The organism is Komagataeibacter rhaeticus (assembly GCF_003207855.1).
GTDB lineage: Bacteria > Pseudomonadota > Alphaproteobacteria > Acetobacterales > Acetobacteraceae > Komagataeibacter > Komagataeibacter rhaeticus.
This window is the reverse complement of sequence record NZ_NKTZ01000009.1, coordinates 50,882-64,955: the sequence shown is the minus strand read 5'-3', so window position 1 is coordinate 64,955 and position 14,074 is coordinate 50,882. Positions and strand designations below refer to the sequence as shown.

10 protein-coding genes and 1 tRNA gene are annotated in these 14,074 nt (G+C 62.3%); 6 read left to right on the top strand and 5 right to left on the bottom strand.

The features are described 5' to 3' along the window. Positions 1–28: 28 nt before the first annotated feature. The 4 genes from CFR78_RS10240 to CFR78_RS10225 all read left to right on the top strand — a co-directional run bounded on the left by CFR78_RS10240 (position 29) and on the right by CFR78_RS10225 (position 5,864). Entirely contained in the window at positions 29–1,150 is a 1,122-nt protein-coding gene (locus CFR78_RS10240) for a lysophospholipid acyltransferase family protein (RefSeq protein WP_099963165.1), read from the top strand. Between the two features lie 155 nt (positions 1,151–1,305). Further along, positions 1,306–3,543: an EAL domain-containing protein gene (locus tag CFR78_RS10235; protein ID WP_034929635.1), complete on the top strand. Its 2,238-nt coding sequence runs from the start codon at positions 1,306–1,308 to the stop codon at positions 3,541–3,543. Between the two features lie 123 nt (positions 3,544–3,666). After that, positions 3,667–5,400: a putative bifunctional diguanylate cyclase/phosphodiesterase gene (locus CFR78_RS10230; protein ID WP_034929546.1), complete on the top strand. Its 1,734-nt coding sequence runs from the start codon at positions 3,667–3,669 to the stop codon at positions 5,398–5,400. Next, positions 5,397–5,864, top strand: coding sequence for a hypothetical protein (locus tag CFR78_RS10225; RefSeq protein ID WP_007397616.1), 468 nt, complete (start codon positions 5,397–5,399; stop codon positions 5,862–5,864). Before CFR78_RS10230 ends, CFR78_RS10225 begins: the two co-directional genes overlap by 4 nt. 233 nt (positions 5,865–6,097) lie before the next feature. Here the strand turns inward: CFR78_RS10225 and CFR78_RS10220 are convergent. The 3 genes from CFR78_RS10220 to CFR78_RS10210 all read right to left on the bottom strand — a co-directional run bounded on the left by CFR78_RS10220 (position 6,098) and on the right by CFR78_RS10210 (position 8,392). Beyond that, a tRNA-Thr gene (locus CFR78_RS10220) sits at positions 6,098–6,172 on the bottom strand. 96 nt (positions 6,173–6,268) lie between these two features. Further along, on the bottom strand, positions 6,269–6,682 hold the full coding sequence (gene dksA, locus CFR78_RS10215; protein ID WP_010508899.1) for an RNA polymerase-binding protein DksA: 414 nt from the start codon (positions 6,680–6,682) through the stop codon (positions 6,269–6,271). Positions 6,683–6,793: 111 nt separating this feature from the next. Further along, positions 6,794–8,392 carry an efflux transporter outer membrane subunit gene (locus tag CFR78_RS10210; RefSeq protein WP_083824401.1) on the bottom strand — a complete coding sequence of 533 codons (1,599 nt, stop codon included), beginning with the start codon at positions 8,390–8,392 and terminating at the stop codon, positions 6,794–6,796. A gap of 221 nt (positions 8,393–8,613) precedes the next feature. Between CFR78_RS10210 and CFR78_RS10205 the strand changes: the two genes are divergently transcribed. Together CFR78_RS10205 and CFR78_RS10200 are read left to right on the top strand one after the other, a co-directional pair. After that, positions 8,614–9,312: a TetR/AcrR family transcriptional regulator gene (locus tag CFR78_RS10205; protein WP_007397619.1), complete on the top strand. Its 699-nt coding sequence runs from the start codon at positions 8,614–8,616 to the stop codon at positions 9,310–9,312. Between the two features lie 428 nt (positions 9,313–9,740). Further along, positions 9,741–11,939 (top strand): TonB-dependent receptor, encoded by a 2,199-nt coding sequence (locus CFR78_RS10200; protein WP_034929550.1) that lies wholly within the window; start codon positions 9,741–9,743, stop codon positions 11,937–11,939. A gap of 240 nt (positions 11,940–12,179) precedes the next feature. Here the strand turns inward: CFR78_RS10200 and CFR78_RS10195 are convergent, their stop codons facing one another. Together CFR78_RS10195 and CFR78_RS10190 are read right to left on the bottom strand one after the other, a co-directional pair. Next, positions 12,180–13,559, bottom strand: a complete 1,380-nt coding sequence (locus CFR78_RS10195; protein WP_034929551.1) for an ammonium transporter — start codon at positions 13,557–13,559, stop codon at positions 12,180–12,182. Further along, positions 13,556–13,894 carry a P-II family nitrogen regulator gene (locus tag CFR78_RS10190; RefSeq protein WP_034929552.1) on the bottom strand — a complete coding sequence of 113 codons (339 nt, stop codon included), beginning with the start codon at positions 13,892–13,894 and terminating at the stop codon, positions 13,556–13,558. The genes CFR78_RS10195 and CFR78_RS10190 overlap by 4 nt, the downstream gene beginning before the upstream one ends. Positions 13,895–14,074 lie beyond the last annotated feature (180 nt).

Below are 14,074 nucleotides of genomic sequence, written 5' to 3'. Positions count from 1 at the left end.
GCCATGATGAAGGGCTATGGATAGGCGCATGATCGCCGATTTCATCCGCCGTTTGACCCGGCGCCGTTCTCCACCGCCTGTCCAGTCCCGGTCTGCGTTGCGTGCCTCCCGGCAGGTGATTGCCCCCGAAGCCGGTTCGGAAGCGGCCCGTGCGGTTGCAACCGTCACGGTCGTGCCCTCGGGGCGGCTGCGCGCTTATGCCCGTACCGCGCGTGGGGTGGGCAGGCTTGCGGCCATTACCGTATGGGTGCCGCTTTCGGTCGGGTTCGAGGCCGTGCTGCTGCTGGTGCCCGGTACCGCCAAGATCCGGTGGACGCGCATGGTATGGGGCGGGCTGTGCCTGCTGCTGTCGCTGCGCATCCGCGTGGTGGGCCGCAGGGCGGGCGGCGTGGGCGGCCGCAAGGCGCGCCAGCGGGGCGAGCGGCCCGTCATCTACGTCTCCAACCATTCCACCTGGCTGGACGTGCCGGTGCTGGGTACGGTCCTGCCATCGAATTTCGTGGCCAAGGGCGATATCGAGGGCTGGCCCATCATGGGGCTGGTCTCGCGCATCGGGCGGACCATATTCGTCAGCCGCCAGCGCAGTACGACCGGGCGCGAACGCGACGAAATGCTGCACCGGCTGATGGTGGAGGGTGACAACCTGATCCTGTTCCCCGAAGGGACGTCATCGGACGGGTCCCGCGTACTGCCCTTCCTGTCGGCCTTTTTCGCCATTGCCAAGCCGCCCCGCCTGCCGCCGGGCAAGGCCCCGGCGGAGCCGGAAAGCGAAGCCGCCGCCATTGCCGCCCGCCCCGGCATGACGCCGCTGATCCAGCCCATATCGGTCGTGTACGACCAGTTGGAGGGCCTGCCGGTCAACCGGGCGCGCAGGCCGGTCTTTGCCTGGTACGGGGACATGGATCTGGGCCCGCATGTATGGCAGCTGCTCCGCTGGCGGTCGATGCGTGCCACGGTCCTGCTGCATCCCGCCCTTGATCCCGATGATTTCCCCAGCCGCAAGGCACTGGCGCAGGCCACCTGGCGGGCCGTGGCCGCGGGGGCGGCCGGACTGCGCCAGAACGAGCCCCAGCCCGAAAGCGAAACCGCCTATGCCTGCCGCCCGCTGGCCGGCATGCTGCCGCAGGATCTGGAACGGCGTGGCGACTGAGGGGTTTGTGTCAAGATTGAGGCATGTCATGTTCCCCCTGCCCGGTGCATACTATGCTTGGATGCAAACCCGCAGGTCCGTAATGCCTGTGGCCGGGCCAGGCCGGTTTTCAGGCCGCCATGGTGCCGGGACCATGCCTGGCAACGCCAGCAACAGTGATCTCACATGGTGCGGGCTGCCGTGCCGATGCTCTGGAGTCTACGGTGGATCAGCCGAAAATTAGTGCCGATGTCCTGCTTTCTGCCATGGAGCAGGCCATTGATCCCATGGTCGTGATTGATGAGCACAACAGGATTATCCTTTTCAATGCCGCCGCCGAGCGCATATGGGGCCTGCCGCGCGCGCAGGTTCTGGGCGAAAATGTAAGCTGCCTTGTGCCCGTGGCGGAACGTGCGCAGCATGACGGCTACATCGACCGCAACCGCGAGACCGGGATCGGCCGGATTGTCGGCACCTCGCGGGAGGTGGAGTTCAGGCGCGCCAATGGCGAATATGTGTGCGGGGAACTGTCCATCTCCCGCGTGCAGCTGGCTGATTCGCACAAGATCTACTACATCGCCGTGATGAAGGACGTGACGGAGCAGAGCCGTCAGCGCAAGATCCTGATCCTGCAGAACGACGTGCTCCAGGCGCTGGCATCCGACCTGACCATACAGGAAGTGGGCGACCTGCTGTGCCGCCGGGTGGATGGTTTCGTGCCCGGCGGGGTGGCGGCGGTCCTGCTGCTTGACCGTTCGCGGCGCAGGCTGTCCATCGCGGCATCACCCGGCATGCCCAACCGCTACCGCACGGCGCTGGACAGCATGGAACTCAGCGCCGAGCAGATCGAGACACTGCGCACGGCACCCGACAGCAGCAACAAGGTGGTGTGGGATGGCTATTCCTCGCTGGCCCGTTCGCTGGGGCTGGAGCGGTGCTGTTCCTCGGCCATCATCTCGCGCACCGGTCAGGTCATGGGCATCTTCGCCCTCTACCTGCGGGGCGATGATACCGACCTGGCATGGCCGCAGCGCGTGGTTTCCACCTCCATGCCGTTCTGCGCGCTGGCGATCGAACAGAACGAGACACGGCAGCATATTGCCCAGCTTTCCAATTTCGACAGCCTGACCGGGCTGCTCAACCGCACCTCGCTGCATAATGTCATCGAGCGCCTGATCATGCGGGGCGGGGACAGCCAGTTCTCGCTGTTCATGGTTGATATCGACCGGTTCCGCGATATCAATGACGCGCTGGGCCATGTGAATGCCGACCGTTTCCTGATCGAGATCGGGCGCCGCATCCGTGGGCTGGTCAATGATGAATACATCGTCAGCCGTTCGGGCGGGGACGAGTTCATCATCATCGTGCCCGACTGCTCGCACGCCAGGGCCGAGCAGTTTGCCGAAAAGCTGATCAATGCCATCGCCAGGCCGCTGCAGGTGGGGGAGAACACCCTGACCATCTCGTGCTGTGTCGGCATCAGTACCTTCCCCGAAAACGGGCCGGACAGCGAATCCCTGCTCAGCCTGGCCGATGCCGCGGCCCGGCAGGCAAAGGGGGACGGGCGCGGTCTCTACCGCTTTGCGGGCCATGAGAAGAACCAGGTGGCGCAGGAACGGCTCATGCTGGGTTCGGCGCTGCGGGATTCGCTGTCGAAGGGCATGCTGAACCTGCACTACCAGCCGCAGGTGGAAACCATGACCGGCGGCCTGTATGGGGTGGAGGCCCTGTCCCGGTGGCACCATCCGACGCTGGGCAACATCTATCCCTCCCGCTTCATTGCGGTGGCGGAGGAAACCGGACAGATCGAGGCCATCGGCCGGTGGTCCCTGCAGGAAGCATGCAGCCAGATGGTCAGGTGGGATCGTGATGGCGTGCATGTGCCGACCGTTGCGGTCAACCTGTCGGCCGTGCATTTCCGCAACCGCTCGCTGCCTGAATACATTGCCAACCTGCTTGGCCAGCACGGCCTGACGCCGGACCGGCTGACGGTGGAGATTACCGAAAGCGTGATGATGGACAGCAGCAGTGAGACCGAAGAGGTGCTGCACGCCATACGCAGGCTTGATGTGGGGCTGTCGATGGATGATTTCGGCACCGGCTATTCCAGCCTGTCGCGCCTGACGCGCCTGCCGCTGACCGAAATCAAGATCGACCGCAGCTTCATCAATGATTTCGAGCACGATACCAATGCCCAGGCCGTGACCATGGCGGTGATCGGCATCGGTTCGCGGCTGGGCATGACGGTCGTGACCGAAGGGGTCGAGACCGAGCAGCAGTGGCGGCTGCTTGAGGAATTGCATTGTGACGTGATGCAGGGCTATCTGTTTGCCAGGCCGCTTCCCCCTGCCGAACTGGAAAAATGGTTCCGTGAGCGCCAGGCCCGCGGTTCCTTCGTCATTCCTTCGGCATGATGGGGGAGGGGATGTCATGGCTGGCAGGCGCAGGCATGCCGTGTGCGGCAGGCTGGCCGCCGGGGCGGTTTGACTTTATGAAATACCCTAGTTTGCTTTTTATTATTGTTTCCAGGCGGGAAAATGGCATTGCAACATGATGATCGGCTGCGGGCCCTGACGCATCAGGATGCGGATTTCTGGGCTGATCTGGTTGACAGTGTCCTGATCGTCGCGATTACCGACAGTGCAGGGGTCATCACATACGTCAATGACCGCTTCTGCGAGATCAGCCAGTACTCGCGTGAGGAACTGATCGGCTCCACGCACCGTATTGTCAATTCCGGCTATCATGACGCGGATTTTTTCCGAGACCTGTACCGCACCATCCAGTCGGGCCAGCTGTGGCAGGGCAATATCTGCAATCGGGCGAAGGATGGTTCGCTGTACTGGGTGGCGACCACCATCATTCCCAAGCTGGACCGCGCGGGCGTGATCCAGGGCTATGTCGCCAGCCGTTTCGAGATTACCGAACTCATGAACACCCGTGACCGGCTGTGCGAACTGGCGGAAACGGATACCCTGACCGGCCTGCTCAACCGTGGTGGCTTCAACACCGCGCTGGCCGATGAACTGGCGCGCTGCCGCGAGCCGGGCAGTACCGGCCAGCCCGCCCCCGCGCTGGCCATGTTCGACCTTGATGGCTTCAAGCAGATCAATGACGTGCACGGCCACCATGCGGGGGACATCGTGCTGCGCGCCATTGCCTCGCGCCTGATCGAACTGACCCATCCCGATGACCCGGTCAGCCGGCTGGGAGGCGATGAGTTTGCCGTCATCCTGCATCGCACGCTTGAGGATATCTCGCTGGAGCGGTACATGGACCGCCTTCAGGCCATTCTGGAACGGCCCATCGATATCGAGACGGTCACGGTCAGCGTGGCGGGCAGTATTGGCGCGGTCCTGCTGGATGGCACCGATACGATCGAGGATGTGCAGAAAAACGCCGACATGGCGATGTACGCCGCCAAGCGTGCCGGTGGCAAGCAGTCCCAGATGTTTACCCGCAAGCTGCGTGAACGCGCCCAGGCGCGTGTTTCCATCCTGAGCGAGGCACGATGCGGGGTGGAGCGCAACCAGTTCGAGGTCTATTACCAGCCCATCCTGAACTGCCATACGCTGAAGGTGGACCAGATCGAGGCGCTGCTGCGCTGGCAGCACCCCGAACGCGGGCTGCTGGCGGCGGAAGACTTTTCTGACGTGTTTACCGATGCGGGGCTGGCGCAGGCCATGGGGCCGCGCATGATCGAGGCGTTCCGCCATGACGTACACATGTGGAACAGCAACGGCCACCCGCAGCGCCAGCTTGCCATCAATCTGTCGCGCATGGACCTGATCCGCGATGACTACCAGCGCGAGCTGGAAGAATCACTCAGGCGGTTCAACATGCAGCCCGAGAACTTCGTGCTGGAAGTGACGGAAGCGATGCTGCATGGCCGCCGGGCCGACCAGGGCATCCGCAACCTGCGTGAACTGGCGCGCTCGGGCTTCCGCATAGCACTCGATAATTTTGGCAAGGGCATTACCGTGCTCAACCACCTGCGTGAACTGCCGTTCTCGCAGGTCAAGATCGACCAGAGCATGGTGGCCGGCATCGTGGGCAATCCCGATGCCTGCATGGTCCTGTCCAGCCTGATCGAGATGGGGCAGGGCTTCAGGATGGAGGTGACGGTTGAAGGGGTGGAAAACCGTGAGCAGTTCGATCTGGTCATGCAGATGAAACCCGAGCGGATACAGGGTTTCTACATTTCATCCGCCCTGTCACCGCAGGATATACTGGTCATGCCGGAACATTTTGACAGGGAAGCCCGTTCGTGACCGATGCCTCCCGCATCATCCCCGCGCGTATCGGGGATGACCTGCCCCGGATTGATGTGATCGGTCTGGCCAACACACGCCGCATCATGCATGCCGAGCGTCATAATGATGGCGGGCGTATGCCCATGTTCATCCCGACGGCCGCGTGGACGGCATTGCTGGAACGGCACTGCATGGGGGAAGCCACGGCCGCCCGGCCCCGGCTGGCCCCGTCGCGCGTCATGGAGGGGCTGGAGCGCGCCCTTGGCCGGATCATGACCCAGATTATCCGTCATGACGTGGAACATGACGAACCGCTCCATCCGGTTTATGGTGTGACATCCGACCTGTTTGACAGCCATGAGGCGCCGGTGGATATCCGCATGGTGGTGGACCGTACCACCGGCGTTGCCTGCATGCTGGCGGGGCCACCCGCGGATATCGCGGCCCTTGGGCTGGATGCCGCGGGGCAGGATAAAAAATAACAAAGGTCCCGGATGCCGCCTTTTTTCAAAAAAACGGCATTCTCCGATGCTTTTTGAAAAAAGCGTCACCAGAAACTTATTTATGATTTGCGGACTATACGGCGGGCAGACCTGCGTGCCGACGCGCGCATGACAGCCTGATCCGGTAACCGTTCATGCCTGTATCATCAGCCTTCCCGCGCCACATGGGCCATATCAGGAAAACCGGAAGAACAGGATATCAAGGGAAATCATGGTGCTGCTGGACAGGATTGAACTGTCGACCTCTCCCTTACCAAGGGAGTGCTCTACCACTGAGCTACAGCAGCACTGTATGCGCGCTTCCTAACTTTTCCTGGCCCGGCTGACAACCCCCTTTTCTCATGTTTTGGAAAATTGGGATGTCAGGCCGGGAGTGGGGAAAGTCAGTCGTCGCGGTGGATGCGCTCCATGCGTTCGTGGCGTTCCTGCGCCTCGATCGACAGGGTGGCGATGGGGCGGGCTTCCAGCCGCTTCAGGCCGATCGGCTCGCCCGTTTCCTCGCAATAGCCATAGGTGCCCGCTTCGATACGCAGCAGCGCCTGGTTGATCTTGGAAATCAGCTTGCGTGCCCGGTCACGGGTGCGCAGTTCAAGCGCACGGTCGGTCTCGACACTGGCGCGGTCGGTAATATCCGCTTCGTGAATGCCACCTTCGGACAGGCTGGCAAGTGTTTCATCCGCTTCCTTAAGAAGATCCGCTCGCCATTTCAGCAGCTTGAGGCGGAAATATTCCACCTGCTGCGGATTCATGAATTCCTCATCATCCGAAGGGCGATAATCGGGGGGCAATGTAATCATGATGACTGGTCCCTGCGCCGTGGTTCCCCGTGGCGGGTAGGGTCCAGCCAGTGGGGAACGGGGCGGCTTATACTAGCATGGCGCACGCACGCCAAGCTTTTAACGCGGTTTTCAGGCAGGCTGATGCGCGGGGGTGGCAGTGGCAGCGGCCTGCGGCATTGTGGCGGGCGTGCCGGTTGCGGACCGGGACGTGGAGGCCGTGCCCCGTTTCGCGCGGGGAGGCGCTTCGGGATAGGTGGTCTCCCACCCGCCACCCAGCGCATTGTACAGCCGCACCAGATTGCCCGATATGGTGGCGGTGCTGGTGGTCAGGTCGGATTCAGCCCCCAGATACTGGCGCTGCGTGTCCAGCACGGTCAGATAGGTCACCATGCCGTTGCGGTACTGGTCCTGCGCCAGCTGGAGCGCATGGTGGCTGGCCTCCACGCGGCGGGCCAGTTCGTCATGGCGGCGCTGTTCATCGGTATAGGCGGTCAGGGCGTTATCCACGTCATGCCACGCACCCAGCACGGTCTTCTGGTAATTGATGGCCGCTTCCTTCTGTGCGGCCTTGCGCAGTTCAAGCTGGCCACGCAGGCGCCCGCCCTGGAACAGCGGCAGCGTGATGGACGGGCCGACATTCCACGCCTTGGCATTCCAGAACCCGAGGTCGCGGAAGGAGAGGGATTCAAAGCCGAATCCCGCATTGATGGTCACGCGCGGGTAAAATTCGGCCACGGCCTCGCCCACCTGGGCAATGGCGGCGTGCAGGCTGGCTTCCGCACGGCGGATATCGGGGCGGCGGCGCGCCAGTTCGGAGGGCACGCCCACCGGCACGCGCGGTGGCACGGGCGGAATGGCCGCTGCCGTGAGCAGTTCATCGGACAGCGCGCGGGGCGGTTCACCCATCAGCAGGCTCAGCGCATTGACCTGCAGGACAAGCTGCTGCTCAAGCTGGGGGATCTGCGCCAGCGTGCTTTCATACTGGGCGCGGGCCTGTTCCACTTCCAGGTTGCTGGCCAGCCCCTTGGTGTAGCGCTGCTGGTTCAGGTCCAGCATGGATTTCGCCACGTCGCGGTTTTCCATGACAATGCGCAGCTGTTCCTGCGTGTTGCGCAGGTCCATGTAATCCCGCGCCACTTCCGACTGGCGGGAGATCAGCATGCCGCGCCGGGCTTCGTTCACGGCCTGGGTGTTGGCGGCGGCGGCTTCGTATTCACGGCGCACGCGGCCCCACAGGTCCAGCTCCCATGTGGCATCCACGCTGTCGCGCCACTGGTTGAACAGGGGGATCTTGGCTTCCCCCGGTGTGGGCGCGAACTGGGAGAAGCCGGGGGTGTTGGCCAGCTGCGGGTCGCTTTCCACGTCGGTCACGATACGCTGCAGCATCTTGGTGCTGTACTGCTGGCGGGCATAGGAACCGCTGGCCGACAGGCCGGGATAGCGCTCGGCGCCGGCAATGCGCAGTTCCGCGCGGCTCTGGGCCATGCGGTAGGCATAGGCGCGCACATCCAGGTTGTCGGTGGCCACGCGCTGTTCAAGTCTGGTCAGTTCGGCATCATGGAACAGGGTCCACCATGCGGTATCGGGGTCATCCTGTGTGGTCTGGCTTGCAACCTGCGCCGGGCTGTTCGTGCCATCGGGGGCGATACGGGCCGGGCCGCCGTACTGCTTGGGCGCCCACGGCGTGGGCTTGTGGAAATTCGGGCCAACCGCGCACCCGGCGGTCATGACCGACAACCCAACCACCGCCGTACGCCATGAAATTCCCCTACCTGCCAACGCGGCCCCCTGTCGTGCCTGAAACGGTTAATATAAATCTGTATTCCAGTGCATGGTTTCGCTACCATGGCTGAAATGACCGATCAGTTCGGTCAGTCCCCTAGCCTATCGGCTTTCCGCACGGGGTCAATCGAAAGTACGCACCGATTACTGGGAGCAGGATGATTTCAATGGGTACCACGGCAGACCGGCCACGCCAGGCACAGGCGGAAGATTGCGTGCCTTCGGGGGCTTCCGCCGCCAAACGCGCGCAGATACTGGCTGGTGCCGCGCGGGTTTTTGCCGAACATGGGTACGAAGGGGCCAGCATGTCGGGCATTGCGCGCGATGCCGGGGTATCCAAGGGTACGCTGTACAATTATTTCGACAGCAAGGCCACGCTGTTCTCCGCCTTTGTGGAACAGTGCGCGTGCGAGAAGATGCCCCTTCTGTTCAGCCGGATAGACGAGGGGGCGAACCTTACGGAATCGCTCGACCATCTGGCGGTGGCCATGATCCGCCTGCTTACCTCGCCGCTGTCGCTCATGCTCAACCGCATCATCATCTCGGAGGCCGGCAATTTCCCCGCCCTGGCGGAGACCTTCTGGAAGCACGGCCCGCAGAAGGCCATCAACATCCTGTCCGCATGGCTCATGCAGCATAATGACGCGGGCGTGCTGAACATTCCCGACCCCGTTTTCGCGGCGGAGCAGTTCTACGCGCTGTGCCAGACGCGCATCGCGGCACGCGCGCGCATGCAGTTGCCGGTCAACACGGACGAGGCACATATCATCTTCATCGCCCGGTCCGCTGTCAGGACATTCCTGAACGCCTATATGCGCGAAGCCCCGCGCCTGCCGCCGCTTGTCATGGACACGGCGGCCGACTGAAAGGCCGTTTTCAGAAGCCATCCGTGAAATGGCCTGAAAATAACAGGAAAGTGTTGGGGAAGCGTTTTTCAGGGAGTTTTGAAAAATGCCATATCCAGAATTTTTATTGTTACGTATACGCAACCTGTTTTAGAACAGCGTTTACATCCCGTCATTGGACGGGGCGAGCGTGTTGCCTGTCCGGTTCTGGTTATCCGCATCCTGCATGGTCATGTCGCCCGGTCATGTCCGGTTGCCATACGTAAAGACATTCCGGATTCCTGGTAGATGTGACCAGACTATGCCGGTCAGCCTTGGGGTGTGTTGCGTAAATGCAACATAACGCGAGGGCTGAGCGACAGGCTGCTTTTTTAGATTGTTATGTTATATTGTACCAAATAATGCTGCGCTTCCCGAAATCATTTTTCTGGATGTGAGCCCGCCCCGCCATGATGCGCCTATGGTTTTCCGCCCGTCCCCATTCACCGGCCATGCTTCTGGCCATGACCATCCTGACCCCCCTTGCCAGTGCGATGGGCCAGGAGCCGGTGCTGTCCGCCGCTGCCGCCAGCAGCACCGCCACGACGGGGGAAAAGGATGTAACCCGTCCGTCTTCCGCGCCCGAGACCATGACCGTCACCGCACGGCTTGACCGCGCGCGGATGCAGCTCCAGCCCTCCACGGGGGCCACGGTGCATGCCTTCAGCCGCAGGGCGCTGGAAACCATTCCGGGCGGTGACAACGCGGGACTGAACAGCGTGCTGCTGCAGGCCCCCGGTGTGGCACAGGACAGTTACGGCCAGATCCATGTGCGCGGTGACCATAACGAGGTACAGTTCCGCCTGGATGGCGTGCAGCTGCCCGAAGGCATGAACGTGTTCGGTCAGACCCTCATGACCCGCTTTGCCGACAACCTGTCCCTTTCCACCGGCGCGCTGCCGGTGCAGTACGGCTTCCTGCAGGCGGCGGTGGTGGACATCACCACCAAGAACGGGACGACCAACAAGGGCGGCAACGTGTCGATCTATGGTGGCGCGCGCGACTACTTCTTTCCTTCCGCCCAGTATGGGGGGCAGTATGGAAAGTGGGATTACTTCTTTACCGCCGATTACGTGCATGACCGGGTAGGGATCGAGAATACGACCGCCTCCTTCAATGCGCCGCATGACCTGAGCAACCAGTACCACTTCCTGGGGCACCTGCGGTACACGGTGGATGAAAACACGCGGATCAGCCTGATTGCCGGGGTATCGAACGCCGAGTACCAGCTACCCAACAATGGCGGCCAGCCGCTGTTTGACCAGAACTACACCGCACTCCTGCCCAATGCGCCAGGCAGTGGCGACCTGAACGAGCACCAGAAGGAAATCACGGATTTCGCCATCCTGTCGCTCCAGAAGGAGATCGGGGCGTTCTCGCTCCAGACCTCGGTCTTCTCGCGCTACAGCAGCCTTGGCTACAGCCCTGATCCCAATCTGGGGGACCTGGCCTATATGGGCATAAGCCAGCATGCCGAACGGTCGGTCATGTCCACCGGCACGCAGAGCGACGTGACCTGGCGGGTGCGCCCCGACCATACCATCCGCTTCGGCTTCCAGGTCTTTGCCGAACGCAACATCACCAAGGCGGACGCCACGGTGTTCGATGCCAATGACCAGATGATCAACATCCATACGGGCAATGGCCGCACGGGCGATATCTATGGCCTGTATGTGCAGGATGAATGGCGGCCGCTGCGCAATGTCACGGTCAATTACGGCCTGCGCTTTGATGGCGTGGGTGAATACACCAACGAGCACCAGCTCAGCCCGCGCATCAATGTGGTATGGCGCGCATGGAAAGGCGGCGTGCTGCATGCGGGATATTCACGCTATTTCACGCCGCCGCCGTTCGAGGTGGTGGGGGGGACCGACCTGCAGCAGTTTGCCAATACGTCCGGTGCCGCGGCATCAAATGGCAGCAGTACGGTCAAGTCCGAGCGTGATCATTATTTCGATGCCGGGATCGAGCAGACCATCCTGCCCGGCTGGCGCGTGTCGTTCGATGCCTATTACAAGCTGGCGCATAACCTGATTGATGAAGGGCAGTTCGGGGCACCGATCATCCTGTCCGGCTTCAATTACCGGCGGGGACAGGTCAATGGCTACGAATTCTCGACCTCCTATGATCGCGGGCCGCTTTCGCTCTATGGCAATTTCGCGTGGTCGCGCGCCATCGGCAAGGACATTACAAGCGCGCAGTTCAATTTCGCCGCCGATGACCTGGCCTATATCAGCCAGCACTGGATCCATCTGGATCATGACCAGCGCTGGACCGCCTCGGCCGGGGGGGCCTACACATTCTTCCATCGCACCGGGCACCCGACGCGCCTTTCGGCCACCATGGTGTATGGCAGCGGGCTGCGGCAGGATTCGGATGTGCCCAATGGCGGGGTGATCCCGCAATACGCCACCTTCAACATGTCGGTCGTGCAGTCCTTTCGTGACCTGTTCCATTCCCGTTTCCTGCGGACCACGCAGTTGCGGCTGGATGTGACCAACCTGTTCGATCACCCCTACATGCTGCGCAGCGGCACGGGCATTGGCGTGGGCGCACCGCAATACGGGCTGCGCCGCACGATCCTGACCGGGATCTCGCAGTCTTTCTGACCGGCCGTGCAGGCCAGCAGGGCCGTTGCGGGTAAAGCATGGTCCAGGATGCTTCAGGGAATGCCGTCTTTTCCGGGAAGGCGGCATTCCTTTCCGCTTCCATGCCGGTTTGCATTGCCCTGACGGCAGGGTGGGGCAGGCTGTTTTCCCGGACCGGCAGCGTCATGCCAAGGGCGCCGGTATAAAAAAAGGGCGGCCTCCTGGGCCGCCCCTGGTCATGTCGCCCGTCAGGGCAGGGGGTCAGGAATTGATCCGTTCACCATGCAGGCTCATGTCCAGACCTTCCATTTCCTCATCCCGGCTGACACGCAGCCCGATGGTCAGGTCAATGGCCTTGAGCAGGATGAAGCTGATCACCGCGCACCAGATGATGGTCACGCCCACGGATTCCGCCTGCGCCACCAGCTGGTGGAAGGAGCCGACCACGCCCTCGGGGCTGGCATCGGTGGCGGAAAGCGGGCCATAGGCGAATACGCCGGTCAGCAGCGCGCCCACAATACCGCCAATGCCATGCACGCCAAAGGCATCAAGGCTGTCATCATAGCCCATCATGTGCTTGAGCCCCGTAGCCCCCCAGAAGCAGATCACACCGGCCAGCAGCCCGATCACCAGCGCGCCACCGGGCAGCACGAAGCCAGCCGCAGGCGTAATGGCCACCAGTCCCGCCACGGCACCGGAGATGATGCCCAGCACGGTCGGCTTGCCGGTCTTCATCCATTCGGCGCACATCCACGATACGCCAGCGGCGGCGGCGGCAATCTGGGTGGTGGCCATGGCCATGCCCGCACGGCCGTTCGCCCCCCCGGCCGAACCCGCGTTGAAGCCGAACCAGCCCACCCACAGCAGCGAGGCACCGATGACGGCATAGGTCAGGTTGTAGGGGGAGAGGTCTTCCTCCCCATATCCCTTGCGGCGGCCCAGCACCAGGGCGGCGACCAGACCGGCAATACCGGCATTGATATGCACGACCGTGCCACCGGCAAAGTCGATCGCGCCGATCTGGCCCGCAACCCAGCCACCCGGCCCCCATACCCAGTGGGCCACCGGCACATAGACCAGCAGGCCCCACAGGATGGTGAACACGCACATGGCGCTGAACTTCATGCGTTCGGCAAAGGCGCCGGTGATCAGGGCGGGCGTGATGATGGCGAACGTCATCTGGAACGTCATCCACACGCTTTCGGGAATGGTCATGGCGGTTGCGGCGTCAGTGCCCGCGGCCATGGTGAAGGGCACGTCGGCACCCTTGCTGATTCCCGCGCCCATGCCGTTGAGCATAATACGCGACAGGCCACCGATGAAGGAATTGCCCGATGTGAAGGTCAGGCTGTAGCCCAGCACCATCCACACAACCGTCATGATGCAGCATATGCTGAAGGACTGCATGAGCGTGGCCAGCACGTTCTTCTTGCGGACCATGCCGCCATAGAACAGGGCCAGGCCCGGAATGGTCATCAGCAGCACGAGTGCCGTGCTGACCAGCATCCATGCGGTATCGCCCGTGTCGATCGCGGGGGGGGCGGCATCAGCCGCCATGGCGGGCAGGCCGCGCAGGGACACGGCGGTTACGGCTGCGGCCAGCCCCGCATGGCGTCCGATCTTGCCAATCTTTGTGATCACAGCGCGTTTTCTCCGGTTTCCTGTGTCCTGATACGTATTGCCTGTTGCAGGTCCAGAACAAAAATCTTGCCATCTCCGATCTTGCCGGTGCACGCGGCGCTCTGGATCACCTCCACCACCTTGTCGCACTGGGTGGCGGGCACCGCGATCTCGAGCTTGATCTTGGGCAGGAACTGGATGTTGTATTCAGCGCCACGATAGATTTCGGTCTGGCCTTTCTGGCGGCCATATCCCTTCACTTCGGTGGCCGTCAGGGCATCCACCCCGATGGAGTGCAATCCCTCGCGCACCTCATCCAGCTTGAATGGCTTGATGATGGCAATGACAAATTTCATTTCGTTCCCTTCCTGCCCTGCCCCTGGAAATTCATTTAGCTGCCTCTGTTCCGTAAAGGCAACCATATCTGTAAACAATATGAACTGGCTACTGTCTTTACGCCGCAGTTTCATACCCCGGGGCAGGTGTGGCCATTGTGCATGCCCCGCCACCCGCTCCCGGAGCAGGGCATGACAGGG